The organism is Marinobacter sp. MIT930201 (assembly GCF_047122665.1).
Lineage (GTDB): Bacteria > Pseudomonadota > Gammaproteobacteria > Pseudomonadales > Oleiphilaceae > Marinobacter > Marinobacter salarius.
The window spans coordinates 2,021,537-2,045,313 of sequence record NZ_CP138916.1 but is presented as its reverse complement, the minus strand read 5'-3'; the positions used below and the strand labels follow the sequence as shown (position 1 = coordinate 2,045,313).

The following is a 23,777-nucleotide window of genomic DNA, read 5'->3' as shown; positions in this document are numbered from 1 at the left end:
CCCGAGCCAAAAGGAACGCAAATGGCAGACAATCAGGACACCCACAGCAAACTCATCGGCTACCTGCTCTGGATCTTCGGGTTCCTGGGGTCGCACCGCTTCTACTACGGCAAGCCCATCACCGGCACCATCTGGTTTTTCACCCTGGGGTTGCTGTTCATTGGCTGGATCATCGACCTGTTCCTGATACCGGCCATGGACCGGGAGGCGGATCACCGGTTCCGTGAGGGCGAGGTCAGTTTCAACATCGGTTGGATTCTACTGACCTTCCTTGGCGTATTTGGTATCCACCGGATGTACATGGGCAAGTGGATCACCGGAATCATTTACTTGCTGACGGGCGGTCTGTTCCTGGTGGGTGTGCTTTATGATTTCTGGACACTGAACAGCCAGATATCGGAACGCAATCAGGAAGTGAAGTTCGGCTAGGCGTTACAGCCCAGCTGCCTGCTCCAGCTCGCTCAGGCCGTCTTCAAGATAATCCAGCATGCGCTGCAGGCTGGGCAGGGTGCGGCGGCAGCCGATCAGCCCGAATTCCACCTGATCGCAGTAGCTGGTCAGGGTCATGTTCAGGGCAATCCGGTCCATGGCGATGGACACCGGATACATGCCCTCAAGCCTCGCGCCGTTCCAGTAGCTGGGCTCCTTCGGCCCTGGTACGTTGGAAATGACCACGTTAAAGGTCTGCCACTTCGGCGCCAGCCCCGTTAGCAGGTTGAAGCTCGCCGGGGCCAGCAGCAGCGCCGTGTAATTCAGGATTTCCTCTGGCGACATGGCCGCGTAGCGCTGTTTGGAGGCTTTCACGTCTTCGTGGATATAGCGCAGCCGCTCAGCCGCGTCGTTCAGGTGGGTGCCCAGGGAGGCGAGGATAATACCCACCTGGTTGCCACCGGAGCTGTCATCCGTGCGCAGGGAAACCGGTACCATGGCGACCAGCGGTTTTTCCGGCAACGCGTCCTGATTCATCAGGTAGGTCCGCAGGGCCGTGGCACACATGGTCATGACCACGTCGTTAACCGTTGTACCGAAGGCGGTGCATACGGCACGGATGCGTTTCAGATCATAGGACTGGGCCGCAAAACGGCGGGAGCCGGTGATCTTGCCGTTCAGGACGCAGCGCGGCGCGTGGAAGATGGAATCGTAGGCCGGGTCCTTGCGGGCCCGGTTAACGGTGTTCAGCAGCGCCTTGGTGACCGCCGGAACCGTGCCCAGCTGTTTACCCGATTCCCCGAGCAGATGGGCAACGTTGCGCCACATTGACGGGCCCTCATCGTCGTCATCGCTGCGGCTGCGGCGCGGCAGCGACCAGATCGGCGGCATGTTTCGCTCGTCCGGGTCATCCGACAACATGCGCTGGAACAGGCGCATGGCAGACACACCATCCACCAGGGAGTGGTGTACCTTGGTGTAAACGGCGAACTGCCGGTCTTTCAGGCCTTCGATGAGGTGGAACTCCCACATGGGCCGTTCCCGGTCCATCAGGTGGCTGTGTTCGGCGGAGACAAACGACAACAGTTCACGAATTCGGCCTGGAGTGGGCAGGGCCTCAAAGCGGAAATGATGCTCCAGGTCCAGCTGCTCGTCTTCTACCCAGACCGGTTGACCGAACCGACTGCCCAGGCGCCTGTCGAAGGGAGGTGTGACGATGGTTTCCTCCCGCAACTGGTCCGCAAGTTGGGCCACATAGTCATCCGGTGCATCCTCGGGGAACGAGAACAGCTGCAGGCCGCCAACGTGCATGGGCTGCTGGCGTTTTTCCAGCCACAGGAATACCTGGTCTACCGGGCTTAGTGCTTTCACGAAACAGATCTCGCCTTGTTGTGATTATTGTCTGGCTGTCAGTGTTGCAGCATTTCTGGTTTGGTGGAAGTTTCGGGTTTGTGCTGAACAGGCCTGTTTTGTTGGTCTTGGGGGGAGTCGCCGCTTCGGGGGGTGGGGTTATTTTTTCTTTGGGAAAAAGAACTCGCTTCGCTCAGACACCTTTTTCCTGGCAGAAAAAATAACCCCACCCCCCAAATCGGCTTTTCGAGCCCTTGCAGAAGCCTGCCCGGGGAAACTAACGGGTTAGGCCACGGCTGATTCCTTGTTGGTGGCAGGGATTTCCACGCGGACGTTGTTGCCGTCCAACAAGACCGGGTACGTTTTCACGGCTACCGCCTCGTCTTCCAAGCACTGACCGGTTTCCAGGTTGAAGTGCTGTTTGTACAGCGGTGAAGCCACCACCGGCTGCCCTTTCAGATCCCCGGTAATCCCCCGCGCCAGCACGTTCTTACCGGTAAACGGATCGGTATGACTGATCGCAAACAACGCCGGCAACCGATGCGGCAGATAAAACACCGCCACCGGCCCGTCTTCCGTCCAGACCGCAACGCCGGACTCGGGCACAAGGTCATCAACGGTACAAACAACGTCCCAGGAAGTGCGTGCTTTCATAACGTTCTCCAATGTTGTTCAGGTTCGCCAAAGGCGTTAACTCGTAATGTGATAAGCATTTAACCAGCGATAACGGGTGATTCAATGAGCGTGGGGGTCGATATTTTTTCCCGCCAGGAAAAAGGTGTCCGAGCGCAGCGAGTTCTTTTTCCCAAGGGAAAAAATATAGACCCCCGCGCTCCACCCCAAGCCACCAGTCCTAAGCAGGCTCCCCCTCAAGCAGAGGCCGACGCTGCTCCCGTTCGGTAGTCCACTCCTGAACCGGATCCTTCTTCTCCGGAGCATTCACAAACTCCCGGAACCGCTTCCGCTTCTCAGGATCCTCAACCGCCGTCTTCCACTCGCACTGATAGGTATCCACCAGATCCGCCATGTGATGCTCCAGCTCCTGACCAATACCCAGGCTGTCCTCCAGGACCACCTGCTTCAGATAGTCCAGGCCACCTTCCAGGTTCTCCATCCACACACTGGTGCGTTGCAGACGGTCCGCGGTGCGCACGTAGAACATCAACACCCGGTCGATAGCGCTGATCAGTTCCTCGTCGGACAAATCCGTGGCAAACAAATCCGCGTGGCGCGGACGCATGCCGCCGTTGCCGCATACGTACAGGTTCCAGCCGTTCTCGGTGGCGATCACGCCGATGTCCTTACTCTGGGCTTCCGCACATTCGCGGGTGCAGCCGGACACCGCCATCTTGAGCTTATGGGGGGAACGCAGGCCCTTGTAGCGGTTCTCCAGAAAAATCGCCATGTCCACACTGTCCTGCACGCCGTAGCGGCACCAGGTGCTGCCGACGCAGGACTTCACCGTACGCAGGGACTTGCCGTAGGCGTGGCCGGTTTCGAAGCCGGCGGCGATGAGTTTTTCCCAGATTTCGGGCAGTTCGCTCAGGGTGGCGCCGAACAGGTCCACCCGTTGACCGCCCGTGATCTTGGTGTACAGGTTGTATTCCTTGGCCACTTCACCCAGCACAATCAGCTTGTCCGGGGTGATTTCGCCGCCCGGCACCCGAGGCACGATGGAGTAGGTACCGTTCTTCTGCATATTGGCCATGAAGGTATCGTTGGTGTCCTGCAGGGGCACGTGGTCGGTGGCCAGGATGTGCTCGTTCCAGCAGGTGGCAAGGATGGACGCGACGGCCGGTTTGCAGATATCGCAGCCATGACCCTTGCCGTGATCACGGATCAATGTCCGGAAGGTGCGGATGCCATTGACCTTCACGATATTGAACAGGTCCTGGCGGCTGTACGGGAAGTGCTCACAGATGTCCTTGCTGACTTCCACGCCGCGTTTTTCCAGTTCGCTGTCCACCACGTTTTTCAGCAGTGCCGCGCAGCCACCACAGCCGGTGCTGGCCTTGGTTTCTGCCTTAACACCAGCAAGGTCGGTACAGCCGGCATCGATCACGCCGCAGATATCGCCCTTGGACACGTTGTGGCAGGAGCAGATCGAGGCGGTTTCCGGCAGGGCATCCGGGCCCAGCGCGGGAGCACCGCCCTGGTTTTCCGGCAGAATCAGGGTCTCCGGGTTCTCCGGCAGCTCAATGCCGTTCAACGCATATTGCAGCAGGGTGTCGTAGTGGCTGTTGTCGCCCACCAGGATGGCGCCCAGCAGGGTCTTGCCATCTGCGCTGATCACCATGCGGCGGTAGTGGCCGGCCTGCTCATCGTTAAAGCGAATGTTGCGGGCGCCCGGCGTCTGGGCATGGGCATCGCCGATCGAGCCGACATCCACACCCAACAGCTTGAGCTTGGTGCTCATGTCGGCGCCGGTAAAGGCGGCCTCACGGTCACCATTCAGCACGGAGGCCAGGGTGCGGGCCATGGTGTAGCCCGGTGCCACCAGGCCAAAAATCTTCTCACTCCACAGCGCGCACTCGCCAATGGCGTGGATGTGGGGGTCGGAGGTGGTGCACTGGTCGTTGATGACAATGCCACCGCGTTCACCCATGGCCAGTTCGCTGGAACGGGCCAGGGCGTCCTGGGGGCGGATGCCGGCGGAGAACACGATCAGGTCGGTTTCCAAATGGGTATCGTCACTGAAATTCATCCGCAGGCGGGCTTCTTCGCCTTCAACGATTTCAGTGGTGGCTTTCTCAGTATGAACCTGCACCCCGAGCTCTTCGATTTTATGCTTTAGCAGGGCGCCGCCGTCAGCGTCGAGCTGTACCGGCATCAGCCGGGGTGCAAATTCCACCACGTGGGCGTCCAGGCCCAGGCTCTTGAGGGCATTCGCTGCTTCCAGACCCAGCAGGCCACCGCCCACCACTACGCCGGTTTTAACACCGTCGGCGCTGGCACGGATGCTGTCCAGGTCTTCCAGGGTGCGATACACGAGGCAGTGGGGGTTCTCGTTGCCCTTGATGGGCGGCACGAACGGATAGGAACCGGTGGCCAGCACCAGTTCGTCGTAGGCGTAATCGCCCATCGGTGTGGTAATGGTTTGATTGGCGCGGTCGATGCCGGTTACCTGTTCGCCCAGACGCAGGTCGATGTGGTTCTCGGCGTACCAGTCGGTGGTGCCCATGGCCAGGTCGACATGGGTGGAACCACCAAAGTACTCGGACAGGTGAACCCGGTCATACGCCAGCAGTTTTTCTTCACCAAACACCTTGATGTCGAAATCGGCCGCTGCCGGGGTTTCCACCAACTGCTCCAGGAAGTGGTGGCCGACCATGCCGTTGCCAATCACGATCAGGGTTTTCTTGCTCATGGTAATTCCTCTCTCTGTTCCCGGCCGCTTTACGCGGCTTCGCAGTAGTGCTTGCCAAAGGCCAGATGGGCCCGGTAAGGGCTGATGTCATCGGCCTGTTGAATGCGTTCGCTGTACCAGGGGCCGTCGCTGGTTTCACCGAAGAGCACGGCGCCTGTGAGTCTTTGGTCGCGAATCAGCAGGCGGCAGTAGCGATTGGTGTCGTAGTCCTGCCAGACCACGGATTCGGTCTCAGCGTCCGCGTCGGTCTGGCCGCAGGAAAATATCGGGATGCCGCTGATTTTCAGGCGCGTCGGGATGATGGATGGCTCAAACGTCGCCTGGCTGTTCTCGTCGCACAGCACCTGTGCCAGCACGTCCGCCTGTTGATAGCCGGGCTCCACCAGCCCGAAGGTCTGGCTGCCGACCTGGCAGCATTCGCCTAGTGCATGGATGTATTGGTCGCTGGTTTGCAGCTGCGGATTCACCCGGATGGCGCGTTCACAATCCAGCCCCGCTTCCAGAGCGAGTTCCGTGTTCGGGGTAATGCCCGCGGCGATCACCACCAGGTCGGTGCTGATCAGGGTTTCGTCGTCCAGCTGCACGGCACGGACCACATTGCGACCGAGCAGGGCCACGGGAGATGTTTGCGTGCGAATGGTCAGCCCGCGTTTGGTCAGGGCCTCTTCCAGCAGGGCGCCGCCGGCCGGGTCGAGTTGCCGGTTGAGAAGATGGCCGCTACGGTGCAGTACGGTCACCGCCATACCCCGGCTGCGCAGGCCTTCAGCCGCCTCCAGACCCAGGAAACCACCACCGATGACCACCGCGCGGCGATGGCGTTGGCTGATGTTGATCAGACGGCGGGTATCCTGCAGGTCGCGGAAGCCCATCACACCGTCCAACTCCTCACCCTTCAGGCCAAGACTGGCGGAGCGGGAACCGGTGGCCAGAACCAGGCTGGTGTAGTGTTGAGTCCGCCCGCTGGCAGTGGTAACCGTGTGCTCTTCCCGGTTAATGGCGGTAACGGGATCTCCCTGATGCAAGGTGATGTTGTTGTGCTGATACCAGTCCGGTTGCTGCAATTGCAGACTGTCTTCGTTGGCATCGCCGGCCAGCAGGGCCGAAAGCTGGATGCGGTTGTAGGCAGGGCTTGCCTCGCCATTGAACACCACAATGCGTGCAAAAGGCCGATGCGGTTGAACAACCAGTTTTTCGAGCAGACGCTGGGCCACCATGCCGTGTCCGCAGATAACGAGAGTCTGTTCTGCCTTTGCGCTCATGATGGTGATGCCCTTCTTGTGTCCAAAACGAAAAAAGCCGGAGCATCTGATTCCCGAAGGAACTCGATGGTCCGGCGCCAATGCCAACAACAATGATCTGATGGTCCGGCCGATCCTTAGCCGGGACATTCTTCCCTGTATCTACAGTAGCGAACGCCGTGCCAAAATTATTAGTCCTTTATTTACAGTAAGTTGAAAGATGTCGCTTTGAGCTTGGCCCGAAAACTGTGCGCTCTGACAGGGCGACGTGCACCGGATGAGTGCTTCTGAAGGGCGCGAGCTTCTCCGTTTGATTTCATGCAATGCGGCGAACGGGGCTCTCAGAATGCTCGTTATCGACATCCGGTGAGCTGTCTTCCTGCGACGCCGCTTCGGCTTCAGCGGTGGGCTTATCCTGTTCATCCTCGCCTTTGCCGGGGAAGCGCTGTTTTTCATACAGGAAGGACAATACCGCCTGACGGTAGCGCACATATTCTGGATGGTCGGCCAGGGTGACCCGGTTGCGGGGGCGCTCCAGCTCAATGCGCAACTCTTCCCCGATGGTGGCAGCCGGCCCGTTGGTCATCATCACAATGCGGTCCGACAGCAGCACGGCCTCGTCCACATCGTGGGTAATCATGATCACCGTGCTGTTCAGGTCCTGCTGAATTTTCATCAGCGAATCCTGCAGGTGGGCACGCGTCAGCGCGTCCAGCGCGCCAAAAGGCTCGTCCATCAACAGTACGCTGGGCTTCATCGACAGTGCCCGGGCAATCCCCACCCGCTGGGCCATACCCCCAGAGATCTCTCCGGGGCGTTTATCCAAGGCGTGGTCCATGTTGACCAGCTTGAGGTTGTGAAGAATCCATTCCTTTCGCTCAGCTCTGCTCATGGATTTGCGGAATACCTGCTGCACAGCCAGTTCAACGTTCTCGTAAACCGTCAGCCAGGGCATTAACGAGTGATTCTGAAACACCACCGCCCGTTCCGGCCCCGGTGTGTTCACCTCATGCCCGTCCAGTACGCAGCCACCGCGGGTAGCCTGGAGCAGGCCGGCCACAATATTCAGCACAGTGGACTTGCCGCAACCGGAGTGGCCAATCAGGGAAACGAATTCCCCTTTTCGGATCTTCAGGTCGACGTTTTCCAGTGCTACGAATGGCCCATCTTTTGTATCAAAGGCCATCTGCACATTGGTCAATTCAAGATGCGACTTACTCATGTTCTTTCTCCTCTGGTTTCGGAGTACGAGCTGGCAGGGAGGGTGGTCCGGGGCACGCTGTGAATACGTCCCTGTACGCTCGACAAAAACATCCATGTTTTTGACGTCCCCGGACCACCCTCCCTGCCAGCTCTATGCCGAGTTTTATTCGTTCCAGGCTACTTTTTTCTGAATCAGTAGCATGATTCGATCAAGAAGGAAGCCAATAAAACCGATGGCCAGTACCGCCACCATTATTCGGCTCAGGGATTCACTGCTGCCATTCTGGAATTCGTCCCAGACAAATTTTCCGAGGCCGGGGCTCTGAGCCAGCATTTCGGCCGCTATGAGAACCATCCAGGCGATGCCCAGGGACACTCTCAGGCCGGTGAAGATCATCGGAACAGATGACGGCAACACGACCTTGCGAACGTGAGTCCAGAACGACAGTTGCAGCACTTTTGAAACGTTTAAAAGATCGGGATTTACCGCTGAAACCCCAACGCTCGTGTTAATCAGCGTTGGCCACAGGCTGCACAGGGTGACTGTGATCATCGAGGTCAGGAATGACTTCTCGAACATCGGGTCATCACTCACGTACGTAGCGGAGACCACCATCGTGACCAGCGGCAGCCAGGCCAGTGGCGATACCGGCTTGAAAATCTGGATCAGAGGATTGATGGCCGCCGAGAAGTGGCGGTTCAGGCCGATAATGATGCCTAGAGGCACGGCAATAAGGGTTGCCAGTACAAAGCCGGCCAACACCGTACCCAGGCTGGTAAAGATCTGGTCGATGAACGTGGGTGCGCCGGGATAGTCGCGGATTTTCACCTCCGCGTCCGGGTTCTCCGCCAGGATGCGTTCGTTGCGATCCTCCTGCATGGTGACAAACTGCGCCGCCCGGTCCCGCTGGTTGCTGTGCTCCTGCCACAACTGCCCAGACTGCTCCAGCACATCGGCGGGGCCCGGGAAGGCCCCCAGCGATGTTTGCACCTGGGGCGCGGCCAGATGCCAGAAGCCGAGGAACAGCGCGATACCGATAGCTGGCAGCAGCAACTGGCGGAAGGTTTCGGCCAGGTTCTGGCCGGACAGCTTTTCCGTCAACGCACGGAGCCAGCGTTGGCCTGATGATAACGAGTCGGTCTGGCTGAGCGTGGTCATGTGATGTCTCCTGACACTCAAGTCTTAAGGGGTTTGCGAGCCTTTCAGGCCAATCTCAAAGCTGTCGATGTAGGCGTTCGGTTCCCTCGGAGTGAAGGCCACGCCGTCGATCAGCTCGCCCTGGTGCGGGCGCGCAAAGTTTTCCGCATCCAGGTCCGGGAAATCCTCTGCCTTGAGCGTGCCGTCCTCGATCAGGGTTCGGGCCGCTTCCTTGTAGATATCCGCGCGATAGACCTTGGCTGCGGTTTCCATATACCAGTCGTCGGACTTCGGCTCGGCAATCTGCCCCCAGCGGCGCATCTGGCTCAGATACCAGATGGCATCGGAGGGATACGGGTAGGTGGCGTAGTAGCGAAAGAACACGTTGAAGTCCGGCACCTTGCGGACATCGCCTTTCTCGTACTCGAAGGTGCCGGTCATGGAGTTAGCGATCACTTCCTCGTCGGCGCCCACGTAGCTTGAGCGGGACAGGATTTTCACCGCCTCTTCACGGTTGGCGTTGTCATTTTCATCCAGCCAGTGGGCGGCGCGGATCAGTGCACGAAGCAGCCTGAGATGGGTGTTGGGATACTGTTCTGCCCAGGCTTCAGTAACACCGAATACTTTCTCAGGGTTGTTGGGCCAGATTTCGTAGTCGGTGATGACCGGCACGCCGATGCCTTTGAACACTGCTTGCTGGTTCCAGGGTTCGCCCACGCAATAGCCCTGAATGGTGCCGGCTTCCATGGTGGCCGGCATTTGCGGTGGCGGCGTGACCGACAGGTGAACGTCGGCGTCTATGTTGCCGCTGGTGTCACCACGCTGGGGAGCGTAATAGCCTGGGTTCAGGCCGCCTGCAGCGAGCCAGTAACGAAGCTCGTAGTTGTGGGTGGACACCGGGAAAACCATGCCCATGCGAAAACGCTCGCCCTTGTCACGGTACTGGTCGATGACCGGTTTCAGAGCAGTGGCGCTGATGGGATGAGCGGGATTGCCGTCGCTGCCGTCTTCAATGTGTGGGCGCATTTGCTCCCATACGTCGTTCGATACGGTAATGCCGTTGCCGTTCAGGTCCATGCTGAACGCGGTGATGATGTCCGCCTGGGTGCCGTAACCAATGGTCGCACCAAGTGGCTGGCCTGCCAGCATGTGGGCGCCATCAAGGGTGCCGGTCACCACGCCGTCAAGCAGAACTTTCCAGTTGGCCTGGGCTTCCAGTTCCACGAACAGGCCTTCATCCAGGAAAAATCCCTGTTCCCAGGCAATGGCCAGTGGCGCCATGTCCGTCAGTTTGATGAAGCCGAGCTTCAAGTCTGGCTTTTCGGCCGGGCCGATGTCGGCGTGTGCTGAGCACGCCGCCGTCAAGATCAAGAATGTCGCTGCCAGTGTTCTCAGTTGCATGGTGCTCTCCCGGAGTATTATTCAGACAAAAAAAAGCCTGCCCCCCGTTTCCGGGACGCAGGCCTCAATGCCTGATGTTCTGTCAGTTTTCGTCACTGCCGTTTACCCGCGCAGTGAATGCGAGATCGTCCATGTTGACAAAGCAGTCTGCGTGCCATGTTTTTAAATTATTGATATTTATAAATAATAATGAATGAGCACAAAAATGAGTGTTATTGAGGGCGGGATTTCGTGGCTGTTTTAGTGCGTGACGCTTCTTTATTGGGCGTAGCCATGGGGTTGTCGGCCAGCCAGTCGTGGAGGTGCTCTCCCAACAGGCGGTCGCTGGCAACATCCACGGGGCCGTAGCGCCCCGACAGGGTAAAGGGGAGTTGGTGCCGGCCCTCGGTCTTGCTGTCGATAACCGGTGCGTCAATGCCCATGGAAGCTGCGGCGTTGCGGAACAGATCCGGCCTGACGACCTGACGAACCATGGCGCCGTCCACCGGGCCGAGTTGCCCTCGGAGCGTCAGGCGGGTTGCCAGCCAATGGGCTTGTGACAGCCAGGGGAAGTTGGCGGAGTGGCGAAAAAAGTGTTGATGCAATCGCGGATGGAACAGACTGTACGGGTGGTTATCCAGCACGTTGATCTGTTCACCCAGATACTCGGGCCTGGCCAGGATGTCCCGTAGCAGGCGATGGTTGTGAGGGTTATCCAGCCACTGACAGGCTGCAAGCAGTGCCCGCAACAGGTGCCGGTGCATCACGTCGTGCTGCTCCGTCCAGTCGGAGCGCATACCCAGAACCTTTTCAGGGGCGTTCTGCCAGATCTGGTGGCCGGAATGGAGAATATGCCCCAGCTTCTCGTACTCCAGCAAGCTGTTCCAGGGCTCACCGACGCAGCAGCCTTCGATGGTATTTGATCGAAACGCGTCCACCATCTGTATCGGGGATACGGGGATGATCTGCACGTGCTTTTCCGCGTCTGATCCGGCAGAGGCCAGCCAGTCCCGGAGCTGAAGGTCATGGCTGGACCAGGGCGCCACGGAGGCCAATCGTATTGGCTCGCCTCTGCCCCTGGCCACGCGTATCAGCGCGCGAGCGGTGGCAATGGGGTTCTCCAGATCCGTGGCTGAATGGGTCAGTTCGTGATGCAGCCGAGCGCTGAGGGTAATCCCGTTGCCGTTGCGGCTCAGCACCATGCCGACCACAACGGGCACTTTGGGGCGGTCGGTCGCCAGGGACATACTCAGCGGCATCGGCGCCAGCATGTGGCCGCCGTCCAGCAGGCCAAAACTGACCTTGTCGCGCAATGATGCCCAGGAGCCTTCACGCACCAGTTCCACGTCCAACCCTTCGGCATCAAACAGCCCCAGCTCTCGCGCAACAATCAATGGTGCGCTATCGAGCAGCGGCACAAAGCCGAGGCGGACATTGAATCCGGGATGCTTGTGAAGCGGGGTTGGACGAACCATGGATGCTCCCTAACAGCGTTGATCAGGATGCTTTCTGGATGGCACCGGCCGAGCCCTGGCTGTGTCGTTCCAACAGCTTGATAACGCGCCCCGCCATCACCGCCAGGCGTTCGCTGTGCTCCATGGCAGAGCTGCGCAGCATACGATAGGCCGTTTCCTCGTCGCAGTTTTCATGCCGCATGATCAGCCCTTTGGCTTTCTCAATAACCTTGCGGTCTTCCAGTGCCGAGCGGGTTTCCTCCAGCTCTGCCCTCAGTGCCTGAAAGGATTCGAACTGCGCTACGGCTGAGTCAATGATCGAGCGAACCCGGTCCGGCTGTATGCCGTCGACAACGTAGGCGCTGACCCCCGCCTTCACTGCGGCATGGATGGTGGCGCGATCACCGGGCTGGTCGGCGAAGAAAACGATGGGCCGGGGTGCGTGAGTGTTGAGGGTGCTCATGTTCTCCAGGGTATCCCGGTCGGGCGAGTCCATATCAATGATCACCATGTCCGGCTGGTCGCGGGCAACCGCTGCGGTCAGGCCGGTAGCATCCGGGCGCTGGCGAATGACTTCATGGCCCTCATGTCTGAGCGCCTGGCAAACCTGGCTTGCCCGTTCGGGGTCCTTGTCGATCAGAAGGATGCGAAGGGGTTCTGGCGAATTCATGATGGTTTCCTCGATGTACAGGCATTGGATGCCTTTCTCTTTAACGCTGTCAGCAAAACGGTTCCATCAGTGTCAGTGCAATAAATTTGCCAGGGTCACGGGAAGTGCCTTGCGAGCAGGGGAATAGCCGTTTCTCAAGGTCATGGGCAAATATTTTTATTCGTTAACTGTGCGCTCTGATTGGGCGTTTTTGAGCGTTTTGCACTGTTATGACTCCTGGCACGGGGGTATTGAGCGGTCCCAGAGTTTGCTGAAACACCTGCTGGCCGGTTTTCTCCGGGAGTGGCCCTGGATTTGCACGGGCTTTGGGAAACGTTTGTAGCGAAAGCTGACACGCCAACCATAAACTGCCAGGCCCGGGGTTACTTGATCCCGGTACTGAATGCTGGCAACGAAGCCCGCATGCCCGGTTCCTGCCTGTTCAGGGAGTTCCGGACATTGCGGGCTTTTTTGTGCGTGTAACACTCAGGAGACACCGTGGACTTACTCAACACTACTGGCCCGGACCCGGTTCATACCACCTGCCCCTATTGCGGGGTAGGCTGTGGCGTGATGGCCTATTCCGACGGCGGTACACCGGTGGCCGGGGACAAAGACCACCCTGCGAACAAGGGGCGTCTGTGTGTGAAAGGTGCCAGTCTTCACGAAACCACCGGCCAGGAAGACGGACGGTTGCTGTTCCCGATTGTCAGGGGGCGCCGCAGCGAATGGGAGCAGGCGCTGGACGAGGTGGCGCATGCGATACAGGACAGCGTCAAGACTCACGGCCCACAGTCGGTGGCCTTTTACCTGTCGGGCCAGTTGCTGACCGAGGACTACTACGTCGCCAACAAGCTGGCCAAAGGGTTCATTCGCACACCTCATGTAGATACCAACTCCCGGCTTTGCATGTCGTCGGCTGTGGCTGCTCACAAACGGGCCTTTGGGGCGGACGTGGTTCCGGGTTGCTATGAGGACCTGGAGCTGGCTGACCTGCTGGTTCTGGCTGGCAGTAACGCCGCGTGGGCGCATCCGGTGCTTTACCAGCGTATGAAGGCCAGCGCGCGGGATGGGCGTCGAGTGGTTGTTATTGATCCACGCCGCACCGCCACCAGTGAACTGGCGGACCTTCACCTGGCGTTGCGGCCAGGTACGGATACGGTATTGTTCAACGGTTTGCTGAGTTGGCTCGCCGATCACGGTGGCCTGGATCAGGCCTACATTGATGCGCACTGCCAGGGTTTCGATAACGCATTGGCAAGTGCACGGGCGGCGGCCCCAAGCGTCGAATCGGTCGCAGAGCAGTGTGATCTTGCGCCGGAGGATGTCGAAACCTTTTATGCCTGGTTTGCTCAGACGCCGCGCACCGTCACCGGCTTTTCCCAGGGCATAAACCAGTCGATTGCCGGCACCGATAAAGGCAATGCGATTATTAACAGTCACCTGGCGACAGGCCGGGTGGGTAAGCCCGGAGCGGGGCCCTTCTCCCTGACCGGCCAGCCCAATGCCATGGGTGGACGGGAAGTGGGCGGGCTGGCCAATACCCTGGCCGCTCACATGGATTACGACAGCCCGGGGGCCCGATCACGAGTGGCGGATTTCTGGGGTACCGGTGTGGTGGCCGATGGTCCGGGCTACAAGGCCGTGGACATGTTTGAGGCGGTTCACCGTGGTGATATCCGGGTGATCTGGATCATGGGAACCAACCCGGCGGTCAGTCTGCCGGATTCGGCCCGGGTTCGGGAGGCCTTGGCGCGTTGTCCCACCGTGATTGTTTCAGACTGCGTCGCCCACACCGATACCACGGACCTCGCGGACATCCTCCTACCCGCCGCTGGCTGGGGGGAAAAGGATGGCACCGTCACCAATTCGGAACGCCGTATTTCGCGGCAGCGTTGCTTCCTACCGCTGCCCGCGGAAGTAAAACCGGACTGGTGGATCATGAGTTCCGTGGCCGGGAAACTGGGGTTTGGCGAGGCATTTAACTATAAGCGGCCCGCGGATATCTTTCGTGAACACGCGGCCCTGTCTGCCCATGAGAACAATGGTGAGCGCCTGTTTAACCTTGCCGGCTTGGTGAACCTGTCGGATCCCGGCTATGACACGTTGCAGCCGGTGCAATGGCCAATTCTGGGTAGCACCGGTCCTGGAGTAGTCGATTCGGCACGACTGTTTGCTGACGGCCGTTTTGTCACCGACAATCAGCGCGCCCGATTTGTTGCCATCGAAACCCGATTGGCCGCCCAACAAACCAGTGACGACTACCCCATGGTGGTCAATACCGGCCGTATACGGGACCAGTGGCACACCATGACCCGAACCGCCAACACCCCACGATTACTGACCCACCGCTCAGAGCCCTATGTCGACGTGCATCCCGACGACATGGTTGCGCACCAGCTGAAGGAGGGGCATCTGGCGCGGTTGAGCCTTGGTGACGGCGGTTACGTGGGGCGAGTCCGAAAAAGCCCCGAACAGCGGCGCGGCGAGGTGTTTATACCTATCCACTGGAACCGCCAGTTTGCGTCCAGTGGGGTTGCAACACTGCTGACCGAGTCAGTGACAGACCCTGTTTCGGGCCAGCCGGAGGCCAAACACGGTCGAGCCGACATTACGCCATTCCGCGCCCGTTGGCATGCACGATTGCTGGTCAGGCGCAATCGGCCCCGGCGCTGGCAGGCCGACTACTGGTGCCAGGTGCCACTGCATTACTGCGACAGTTGGTGGCTGGCCGGGCGACAGCCGGTTGACTGGCCGGCGTCGATGACAGAGTGGCTGGGCGGAAAAGCGCATCTGGTAATGGCCGATGTGTCGCAGGGGCGGTTTCGCGCCGCCCGGCTGGTCAACGGGCAGCTGGAAGCGGTGTTGATGGTCGACAGCGATCCGGCGTTGATACCGGAGACCAGTTGGCTGGATCGCTGTTTTGCCGAAACAGAACTTTGCGACTCCAGCCGTCGGGCGCTGTTGGCTGCACGGGACGTCGACGTGGAAGATCCGGGCGCCATGATCTGTAGCTGTTTTCAGGTTGGGGAAAACCAGATAGCCGGTGCCATTGCTGAAGGGGCGCAGTCGATAGAAGCCCTGGGTCATAGCCTGAAGTGCGGCACCAATTGCGGGTCCTGCATTCCGGAGTTGCGCGACCTGCTTGCGGTATCAGTCCGCGAGAGCGCGTAACAGAACCAGGGGGACCCGGTATCGCAAGCCACGGCTGCGCCCGGTGCCCTCCACGGTGCAGGTTTTCCGGTTCACCCGGATGATCCGACCTTCCAGCTCACGTTTGCCGGCGCCAAAGCTCACCGCATCCCCGATCGTCCAGTTCGCTATGAGTTGGCGTGTATCTGGCGCCTCAATGGGATCGTCGGGCACGGAAAGCCCTGCCTTTTCGGCCTGGGTGGCGAGATGACGCCTGGCTGCCTCAGCACCGCCGCTGGCGTGGAGCTCGTCCAGTATCTGGTAGAAATGCTGATTATGGACGGAGTCCCGGTAGCGCTGGCCTGACACATGCTGGAGTAAGTGCGCGAATTCGTGGCAACAGGTGTGCGCCAGCAGGTTCAATGTGGTGACCGTACCCCCGAAATACTCTCTCTGGCGAATCTCCCGCCCGGATAGCCAGCCGCCAACGGCATCAGGCTGGTGTTTGTCCATAATCATGCGCTTGCCGTAGGTGATCTGGTGCTGTTTCAGGCGTGGGTCAAAACGATGGTATGTGGCCTGGCCCGAGCCGACACGGCATAGCAGGGTAGTGGCGGGGAGTTGATCGCGAACCCATTGTCGGGCGGGTGACCATAGTATGGCGTGCGTTGTATCGCACATTAGTTGGCCAATACTGCGAGCCATGGGTGCTTCAATAGTCATCGATCAGGCGCATGTGGAGGTGGCGGGAAACACTCATGCCCTGATGATACCGGGTGTTGGTCTTGCCGTAAAAACAACAACGGCCAGCAAAGGCTGGCCGTTGTGACTTCGTGGACCGGAGGCTTAGCCTTCGATCGGCGAACGCCAGTCGTCCGCACCGGAAGTACCGGCAACAGCGTGCTCCCAGGTTACCTTGCGGTAGGACAGAGACGCGGTTACCAGCTGGGTGAAGTCAGCGCTGGCGGCATCCTGGCAGTGCGGCATGTTGCACTGGATGTCGATGATGGTGGCATCTTCCAGGATGGTGGAGAAGAAGTGCTCCTGCTTGCCTTCAACAGAGGTGCGGTACCACTTCAGCTCAACCTTCGGCAGCATTTCGCCAGAAGCCAGGGCGTTGTACATAAGCGGGGTTGCTTTGTTCAGCGCAGAGGTGAACTTGAACGGCTTGTGAACGCGCTGACCGGAAGGCTGACCGGACTGGGGATCGGTCGGAACGGTGACAACGTGGCTAAATTCCTGAACCAGCACTTCGTCTTCGTGACCTTCAACGTAGATGTTGCCTACGGAGTCGGAGGTGAATGCGCCGGCGGTGATGTTGCCCTGAGTTTGGCCTTCGATGCTGATATAACAAGGAGTTGGCATAGTCTGCTCCATGACGTGTGAATGAGTAAGTGTCCTCGGGATCTCCCTGGACACTTAACACATAACAAAGGCCGTGCCAGAAACATAAATGTCTTTAATAACAATAAGTAACGGTTTCCAGGTTGATAGTCTACGGCTGGGCCAGGCAATCAGTTGCTGGCTTTAGGGCGAGATCTTGCTGGTCGAGCGAAAAATTGCTCAACATTGCTCAACGTAGGTTGAAATTAATCGGCAGGGTATAGGTGAAGGTCTGGCCTTTCATGGAGTCGGGTACTTCCGGCAGTGGTTCGGCGTCCTTGAGCATGTCCAGCGCAGCATCATCGAGCAATGCATGGCTTGAGGAGGCGTGCAAAGAGTGGTCTACCAGAGTGCCATCACGGCTGAACTCGAAAACCACCACCGGAGCGCCTTCCTGGCCAAGACGACGGGCACGACGTGGGTATTCGTAGTAGCGCCCCAGATGCCGGCTCAGTTCCGTGAGGTAGCGGTCCACATCGGAGGACTGTCCGGCAGTGAGTTCAACCTGCTGGCTGAGGCTTTCTTCTTCAGCAGTTTCAGCAGTGTTTTCGGATACTTGCTCCGTGCTCGTGTCGCTTTCAGTCGCATCAACCTGGGGCTCAGGCTCTGTTACTTCGGGTTGCGGTGTCGGCTCAGGTTCGGGTTGTGGCTCGGGTTCCGGTTCCGGCACAATTTCTGGCTCTGGCTCTGGCTCTGGCTCTGGCTCTGGCTCTGGCTCTGGCTCTGGCTCTGGCTCTGGCTCTGGCTCTGGCTCTGGCTCTGGCTCTGGCTCTGGCTCTGGCTCTGGCTCTGGTTTCGGAGTTGGCTCGGGGGGCTGGGGTTCGGGCGTTTCGGGCGCCGGTTTGCCGGCCAGGGAAATCTTGATAGCAGGCGCGGAATTAACGGCGGCGTTTCCGAGCGGTTTCAGTTCAGGAATTCGCTCGGGCGTGGCGATTACCACCACAATGGCAGTGATAACAACGGAAACGAGCAGAAGAAGGCAACGGACGGTCTTGCTGGCACCCATCAACTGGCGGGCTCCGTCAGCAGGATGACTTCCTGATAGCCGCTGTCCTCCAGCACACGAAGCAGCGACTCCAGATCAGACATGGCAATCTCGCGTTCAGCGGCGATTTTCAACGGGGATTCTTCATCCGGCGCTGGCAATGCCTTGGACAGGTCATCCGTCGTTACGGTGCGGCCGTCGACTTGCCACTCGCCTTTTGCAGTGACGGTCAGATCGGCATAGGGCTGCTCATTACCGGCTTGTTGCCCGGTGCCCGGTAGCTCTGGCAACGGGGTGTCTGACAGTTGGCCTGCCACGATAAAGAACATCAGCAGCAGGAATACCAGATTGATGAGCGGCAGGAGAGCGTCCTCGAGACGCTCCATCAATGATTTGCCCGAGGTAACGGGCGGCGGTACCAGATCCGTCATGGCTGCTCCGCAGCGTCAGGGGTGCGCTTCCAGTGCGTGGTAACGCCACTGTCAGTGAGCTGGCTGTAGGCCTGGGTGAAATGGGTCAGTTGGGTGGCAGACTCTGTGGCGAGGTTGATTTCGCTGACGCCGCCGGCCCGGAGCTGCTGGACCAGACCGTCCACTCCATAGGTTTCTCCCTGCCAGCGAGCTTGGCCATCACGCTGAATGACCACTTCGGGGATCGGCTCTCCGGTGACGGAACTGGTGTCGCCCGTGCTGTTGCTAAGCTCCATGAAACTGACCGGCAGCAAACGGCTGGTGAGCATGAAGAACACCAGCAGAATGAAGACCACATCGATCAGTGGGGTGATGCGGATTGGGATCGGGCGTGCCGGGCGTGGTTCAACCAGTTGCATTGGCCAGGCGACCCTGATGCTCGTCCCCGGAATACTCCACAACGCGCCCGGTCCTGGTGCCGGTGGCCGGTGCCGACTCATCGTGGGTCTCCAACGCCGATTCGCTTTCCGTTGTGGCGACGGGGACCGAGAGAATGGTAACCAGTGCGCTATTGATGGTTTTCTGGATACGCCGCAGGCGGAATTCAATCCAGGCGGCCAGTGCGGCAAACGGAATGGCGATAACCAGGCCGGCCGCAGTTGTGGTGAGTGCTTCGTAGATGCCGCCGCTTAGCTGGGAGGCATTGGCGCGCCCTTCGGTGGCGGCCATGGCTCCAAACGCCTCCATCATGCCCAGAACGGTGCCTAAAAGGCCCAGCAACGGTGCCAGCGCGGCAATCACTTCGATGATTTTGAGCGGTGCCTCGAACGGCTCGAGGGCTTCATGGGCGTCCCTGGCGACGGACTCCCGAATCTGCTGGGGATCGGTGCCGGCATTGCGGGCGTTCATGGTGTTGACGATCAAGTGGTGCAGTGGGTTCAGTCGGGCGCATCGGCTTGCGGACCGTTGCAGGTCCTCCGACACGTTGTCGCCAGGCCTTTGTTGCCATTTTGTAATGGCCTTTTTAAGTTTGGCAGTAAACCTGGGGGCAAAAAAAGTGCCGAATAACATGAGGTAAAGAAAGGTGACAACACCTGCCAGGGCAATCGCCAGCAACACAATCATGACGGGGCCGCCCATTTCCAGCAGCTGACTGACCGGGCCGGCGCTGATTCCGGTGGCGTCGGCGAGCAGGGACTCGGACATTGGGGAAACCTCAGTTAAGAAAACAGGTCTAAATAGTAACGATTATCATTGAAATTGCAAGTTCTGTAACCTGCTGAAACCCGAGTCTCTGTTAGACTTACCAATATTAAATCCTCCAGTAATCGACACGTTATCCAGTGAAAAACAGATATTTAGCATTAAGGGGCGTCAACCCGAACCTATCCTGCGTCCATGAAGCGGGAGCCACTCCGCTGTGATGATAAGACGCTGGCTAGCAAGCCTGGTTAATCGTGCTGTTGCCTTTGTCATCCTGGCCATCGTGCTGGCTGCTCTGGCGGTGGCCGTGGTCAGTTCTCTGGTGGGACGCTCGGAACTGGCGGGGCAGACAAGGGAGCAGGTGGAGACCATCGCGGAACTGGTTGCCGGCGATCTTGATGCACGCCTGGCCCAGCGCCGGGATACCCTGACCCATGTCGCGGAAGGATTCACCATGGAAGAGGTGGTGCTGCGTTCCCGCTCCCGCCTTCTCATCCGTCGCGAGATTGCGCTGCAACATATGTTCGACGGGATCTACGTATTTGATGCCAGTGGCAAGGTCATTGCCGAGTATCCGCAAAGCTTCGAGCAGACGGGGTTGGATGTCAGCGGCCGTGAGTATTTTCGACAGACCTCAAGCCAACTCACCTCCATTATCAGTGACCCTTATGTGTCGAATTACCTGGAGCGGCCCGCCGTTATGATGACGGCGCCGATTTTCGATCATCGTCAACGGTTTATCGGTGTGCTGGGAGGGGCGATTTTTCTCGACGGCGACAACTTCATGGAAGACACCAGCGGTGTGAGTATCGGCAAAACCGGCTATGTCAGCATTGCCACACGTACCGGTGTAACCCTGGGCCACGGCCGTACCGGTGAAACCATGGTGCCGCTCAGGCTTGAAAACGAGGCTCACAAGAAGGCGATGGCGGGCTTCGAAGGCACTGTGCAGACGCTTGACCAGGAAGGCACCGAAACCATCACCTCGGTGCGCCAGATGTCACAGGTGCCCTGGTTTGTGGCCGCGGTGTGGCCGGTGAATGAGGCCTATGCGCCGCTCAGCCGGTTGACGGACAGCTTTGCGCAGACTCTCCTGATCGTGATTCTGATTGTGGCGCCCTTGGCGCTGGTGGTGTTTCGTCGGTTGATGGCGCCCATGCGAAATCTGGGGTTCCAGATCAGCGAGCGCCACCTGGGGATACGGACCGAGCCGGTGGACGTTCTGGGAGGCACGGAAATCCGTCAGGTTGCGGAGACCTTCAACACCGTGATGGAAGAGCGTGACGAAGTGCTGTCCTCCCTGGCCGAGCGCGAGGCGTTTTTCCGCTCGCTCACCCAGAGTGCGCCGATTGGCATTATCCAGACCGATGTTCTGGGCAGGATTGAGTTCGTGAACCCGGCGTTTGAGCGGATCATCGGGGTCAGCTCCAGTGACCTCCAGCATACCCCCCTGATTCAAGGTGTATACGAAGAGGATCAGGCTGGCACGGTTGAAGCGTGGCGAGAGGCTCTGCGCAGCAAAACAGTGTTCCGAGGGCGATTCCGCCTGAAAAGCCGCTCCGGAGGTGGCGTGGTGTGGGCGGATGCCATGACGGCGGTGATTGAGACGGAGGAGCGTTCACTGGGTACCATCACCGTAGTCAGGGACATCACCCACGAACTGGAGATCGAGGCGGAACTGGCCGAGCAACAGAAACGCGCGGACAGTATTCTGGGCGTATTGCAGGAAGGCGTATTGATGGTGGATGCCGAAGGCATTATCCGGTACTCCAACCAGGCCGCGTCCGGGTTCCTTGGATTGGCCGAAAACGGCGAGCGGCAGAACTTTTTCACGCTGGTATCGATTGAAGACGAGAACCATCGCTGGGAGGCTGACGATTTTCTGCGCAGTGCCGATGTGGATAGCCTGTATGCCACCCTGCGAAACAGGGCGGGCCAACTCTTCGATATAGACCTGGCAATGCTTCATCTTCGCCGGGAAAGCCATAATCACCGTATGGTATTCGTGATCCGGGACGACAGCGCCCGCCGTCGCGAAGAAGAGCGATTGTCCTGGGAAGCGACCCACGACAGCCTGACGGGCTTGCTCAATCGTCGGGCGTTCAATTCTTCCCTGGTCAAATGCCTGACGGATACCAACAAGAAAACGGCGGCCAGCGTTCTGATGCTGATCGACCTGGACTACTTCAAGCCCGTCAACGACGAAGGCGGGCACTTGCTGGGAGATGATTTGCTGGGGCGACTATCGGACCTGCTCACGCAGTCCGTGCGCCAGTCGGACACGGTGGCACGTCTTGGTGGCGATGAATTCGGTATTATCCTGCCTGCCTGTGGTCAGCCGCGCGCTGTCGAGCTTGCCGAGAAAATCCGAGCCGGTATTGAAGCCCTGCGCATAGAGCAGGACGGCAGGACGTTTGGAGTGACTGCCAGCATCGGCCTGACCGAGATGGGTGTTGCGGATACAGGGCCCCGGGAAGTCGTTGCGCGTGCTGACGAAGGCACATACGCCGCCAAGGCCCAGGGGCGAAATCGTGTGGTGACGGTGCCCTTACCGTCACGGCAGAAGCCGGATTGATCACCACCACCCCGCAGAGCTGCCCGCCTGCCACAGCAAGCGCAGAGCGAGCAGGGTCAGAAGAACGTTGAACACGCGGCTGAAGTGCCGATTGCTCAGGGACTTGAGCACGTGGAGCCCCAGCCAGGTGCCGGCAAAACCAAAGCCGATCATGGCCAGTATGAACATCAGCCAGTCGCGGAAAACGAAACCAGCGAGTCCAAAAACCAACGCCTTGGGTGCGTGCTGGAGCGTCATCGCCGTGGCGAATGTCGCGACGGTGGTGAAACGCTCGGTGTGCATCTGCTTGATGAAGGAGGCCACCAGGGGACCGGTTGCGCCCACAAACAGGGAAATGAAACTGGTTAACGCAGAGGCAAGAAAGATCCCGATGCTGCCGAAGGCTCCCTTTGGCAGAGCGGGGCCCCAGCACAGGTAAAGCACGAAAGCGCCAATGGTCAGTTGCCACAGATAGGGCGGCAGGTCGATCAGCAACCAGGCGCCAAGCCCCGCTCCGACCAGTACCCCTGGTGCGAAGGCTGCAATGGCTTTCCAGTCGGTGTGCTGCCAGGTCAGTGTGGCTCGCCCGGCGTTGGAACCCAACTGGATCATACCGTGAACCGGTATGATCGCCGCCGGTGGTATCCAGAACGCCATCAATACCAGCAGCAGAACCCCGCCCCCGGCGCCAAGGCTGGCGGTAATCATCGACGTAATGACAGAGCTCAGCAGCAGGAAAACGGCCGTTGCGGTGTTCAGGCCTTCCGGGATGAACGTCAGTTCCAAGGCGGGCTCCGGGTTTATTGGCAGAAGCGGGTATCAGCGAGTCGCGCGGTTTTACACAGCGCCTCGGTGGCGAGTTGAACATCCGCCACATAATACAGCGAAGCGAGCCCGAAGCGATCCCGCCCCAAATTGTGGAACACCATGCCAAAGGCAATGTCTCCCGCACTGAATCGCTCATGCTCCTGGGCAAAATAAATCGCAGGCTTCGACAGTGTCTCATCCTCCAGCAGGGACTGAACGCGGCTGGCACCGCCGTGATAAGCCTGGACCAGAAGCAGCGTAAAAAGCTGATCCCCTTTATCATCGGGCAGGTGACCGAAGCGCGCCTCGAAGGGCGGCCTGAGGTTGCGGGCATTCTGATCCATCAGTTTGAGGGCGCAGTCAATCTGTGCCAATCGATGCCAGTGGTTGGCGGGTTTGATCCGGCAGTCTTTGAGCGCCGAGGGTGAGAGCTGAAGGATGCCTTTGGCGTTGGCGGCAGAGTGCGCCCTTTGCTGGCCGCTGCTCTCGATCAATACCTGGCCGCCGAGGTACTTGGGCAGGCTCACCGGCAGATCGAGGCGTTGCTGCTGCTCACGCAGGCTATAAACGTACATCAGTGCCTCGTGGAGTGGCTGTGGTGCTTCCTGAGAGGCGAACGACAGATCGTCCCAGGCACCCCAAATCAGTTCCGAAGGCAGGGTGCCAAGGTAGCGTGCCACGGCTTCATCCAGGTTGACGTGCGGCTGTCGACAGGACAGGGCGAAGGGGTATCCGGTCCTGTCGGGGCCGCCCGGGGTCCAGTCGTCAGCGCGGCCAGTGGCTGCCAGAGAGGCTCTGGTATCATTCAGGCGAACCTGGGTGGCCTCACGGTCGGAGCCATCGTCGATATAGCCAAGGAACTGGCCGCGCATATCGAACAGAATGTGCCGATCGGGCATAGAGCAATAACCGGACTCCTTCAGTACCCAGCGGCGGATGGTTGTGATGTTCTGGTATACCCCCTGACTTGACCAGTAGGGTGAGCTGCGAACAACGCTGGTCCAGTTCTCGGCAGGTTCCGGCGGTTTTTTACTCGCTTGCGAAGTGGACGCGATAACAGATGTGACTATTATAACGACAGCAAGAAAGTGACGC

20 protein-coding genes are annotated in these 23,777 nt (G+C 59.2%); 3 read left to right on the top strand and 17 right to left on the bottom strand.

Features of this window, described 5'->3' with window-relative positions; genetic code table 11:
* Positions 1 to 21: 21 nt before the first annotated feature.
* A complete protein-coding gene (locus SIC19_RS09485; RefSeq protein WP_041332848.1) occupies positions 22 to 429 on the top strand; it encodes an NINE protein in 408 nt (135 codons plus the stop codon).
* Positions 430 to 432: 3 nt separating this feature from the next.
* Here the strand turns inward: SIC19_RS09485 and SIC19_RS09480 are convergent, their stop codons facing one another.
* From SIC19_RS09480 to SIC19_RS09440, 9 genes are all read right to left on the bottom strand, one after another.
* Entirely contained in the window at positions 433 to 1,800 is a 1,368-nt protein-coding gene (locus SIC19_RS09480; RefSeq protein WP_075196317.1) for a WS/DGAT/MGAT family O-acyltransferase, read from the bottom strand.
* Positions 1,801 to 2,064: 264 nt separating this feature from the next.
* Positions 2,065 to 2,433: a nitrite reductase small subunit NirD gene (gene nirD, locus SIC19_RS09475; RefSeq protein WP_036201963.1), complete on the bottom strand. Its 369-nt coding sequence runs from the start codon at positions 2,431 to 2,433 to the stop codon at positions 2,065 to 2,067.
* A 199-nt stretch (positions 2,434 to 2,632) separates the two neighbouring features.
* Entirely contained in the window at positions 2,633 to 5,146 is a 2,514-nt protein-coding gene (nirB, locus tag SIC19_RS09470; protein ID WP_075196316.1) for a nitrite reductase large subunit NirB, read from the bottom strand.
* Positions 5,147 to 5,175: 29 nt separating this feature from the next.
* Positions 5,176 to 6,405, bottom strand: a complete 1,230-nt coding sequence (locus SIC19_RS09465) for an NAD(P)/FAD-dependent oxidoreductase (RefSeq protein WP_075196315.1) — start codon at positions 6,403 to 6,405, stop codon at positions 5,176 to 5,178.
* Between the two features lie 295 nt (positions 6,406 to 6,700).
* Entirely contained in the window at positions 6,701 to 7,570 is an 870-nt protein-coding gene (locus SIC19_RS09460; protein ID WP_227662383.1) for an ABC transporter ATP-binding protein, read from the bottom strand.
* A 180-nt stretch (positions 7,571 to 7,750) separates the two neighbouring features.
* On the bottom strand, positions 7,751 to 8,746 hold the full coding sequence (locus tag SIC19_RS09455; protein WP_075196314.1) for an ABC transporter permease: 996 nt from the start codon (positions 8,744 to 8,746) through the stop codon (positions 7,751 to 7,753).
* 24 nt (positions 8,747 to 8,770) lie between these two features.
* Positions 8,771 to 10,126 carry a CmpA/NrtA family ABC transporter substrate-binding protein gene (locus SIC19_RS09450; RefSeq protein WP_075196313.1) on the bottom strand — a complete coding sequence of 452 codons (1,356 nt, stop codon included), beginning with the start codon at positions 10,124 to 10,126 and terminating at the stop codon, positions 8,771 to 8,773.
* Positions 10,127 to 10,338: 212 nt separating this feature from the next.
* The gene (locus tag SIC19_RS09445; RefSeq protein ID WP_075196312.1) at positions 10,339 to 11,580 is read right to left on the bottom strand and encodes a CmpA/NrtA family ABC transporter substrate-binding protein; all 1,242 of its coding nucleotides are present in this window, start codon (positions 11,578 to 11,580) and stop codon (positions 10,339 to 10,341) included.
* Positions 11,581 to 11,602: 22 nt separating this feature from the next.
* Positions 11,603 to 12,229 (bottom strand): ANTAR domain-containing response regulator, encoded by a 627-nt coding sequence (locus tag SIC19_RS09440; protein ID WP_036201980.1) that lies wholly within the window; start codon positions 12,227 to 12,229, stop codon positions 11,603 to 11,605.
* Positions 12,230 to 12,781: 552 nt separating this feature from the next.
* Here SIC19_RS09440 and SIC19_RS09435 point away from each other — a divergent pair.
* A complete protein-coding gene (locus SIC19_RS09435) occupies positions 12,782 to 15,382 on the top strand; it encodes a molybdopterin-dependent oxidoreductase (RefSeq protein ID WP_412535607.1) in 2,601 nt (866 codons plus the stop codon).
* Here SIC19_RS09435 and SIC19_RS09430 read toward each other — a convergent pair.
* The 6 genes from SIC19_RS09430 to SIC19_RS09405 all read right to left on the bottom strand — a co-directional run bounded on the left by SIC19_RS09430 (position 15,362) and on the right by SIC19_RS09405 (position 19,324).
* Positions 15,362 to 16,063, bottom strand: coding sequence for a hypothetical protein (locus tag SIC19_RS09430; RefSeq protein ID WP_075196310.1), 702 nt, complete (start codon positions 16,061 to 16,063; stop codon positions 15,362 to 15,364). The two genes, SIC19_RS09435 and SIC19_RS09430, sit on opposite strands and share 21 nt — an antisense overlap.
* A 123-nt stretch (positions 16,064 to 16,186) precedes the next feature.
* Complete coding sequence (locus SIC19_RS09425) at positions 16,187 to 16,705, bottom strand: Hcp family type VI secretion system effector (RefSeq protein ID WP_007155157.1); 519 nt, start codon at positions 16,703 to 16,705, stop codon at positions 16,187 to 16,189.
* A 208-nt stretch (positions 16,706 to 16,913) separates the two neighbouring features.
* A complete protein-coding gene (locus SIC19_RS09420) occupies positions 16,914 to 17,729 on the bottom strand; it encodes an energy transducer TonB (protein ID WP_412535602.1) in 816 nt (271 codons plus the stop codon).
* Positions 17,729 to 18,139: an ExbD/TolR family protein gene (locus SIC19_RS09415; RefSeq protein WP_075196308.1), complete on the bottom strand. Its 411-nt coding sequence runs from the start codon at positions 18,137 to 18,139 to the stop codon at positions 17,729 to 17,731. Before SIC19_RS09415 ends, SIC19_RS09420 begins: the two co-directional genes overlap by 1 nt.
* Entirely contained in the window at positions 18,136 to 18,537 is a 402-nt protein-coding gene (locus SIC19_RS09410) for an ExbD/TolR family protein (protein WP_075196307.1), read from the bottom strand. Before SIC19_RS09410 ends, SIC19_RS09415 begins: the two co-directional genes overlap by 4 nt.
* Entirely contained in the window at positions 18,524 to 19,324 is an 801-nt protein-coding gene (locus SIC19_RS09405; RefSeq protein WP_075196306.1) for a MotA/TolQ/ExbB proton channel family protein, read from the bottom strand. Before SIC19_RS09405 ends, SIC19_RS09410 begins: the two co-directional genes overlap by 14 nt.
* A gap of 217 nt (positions 19,325 to 19,541) precedes the next feature.
* Between SIC19_RS09405 and SIC19_RS09400 the strand changes: the two genes are divergently transcribed.
* Positions 19,542 to 21,896 (top strand): GGDEF domain-containing protein, encoded by a 2,355-nt coding sequence (locus tag SIC19_RS09400; RefSeq protein ID WP_075196305.1) that lies wholly within the window; start codon positions 19,542 to 19,544, stop codon positions 21,894 to 21,896.
* On the opposite strand, the gene SIC19_RS09395 is transcribed toward SIC19_RS09400, so the two are convergent.
* Positions 21,897 to 22,661 (bottom strand): sulfite exporter TauE/SafE family protein, encoded by a 765-nt coding sequence (locus tag SIC19_RS09395; protein WP_041335677.1) that lies wholly within the window; start codon positions 22,659 to 22,661, stop codon positions 21,897 to 21,899. It lies immediately after the preceding gene.
* Between the two features lie 14 nt (positions 22,662 to 22,675).
* Positions 22,676 to 23,581 (bottom strand): hypothetical protein, encoded by a 906-nt coding sequence (locus tag SIC19_RS09390; RefSeq protein WP_226909971.1) that lies wholly within the window; start codon positions 23,579 to 23,581, stop codon positions 22,676 to 22,678.
* Positions 23,582 to 23,777: the final 196 nt, after the last annotated feature.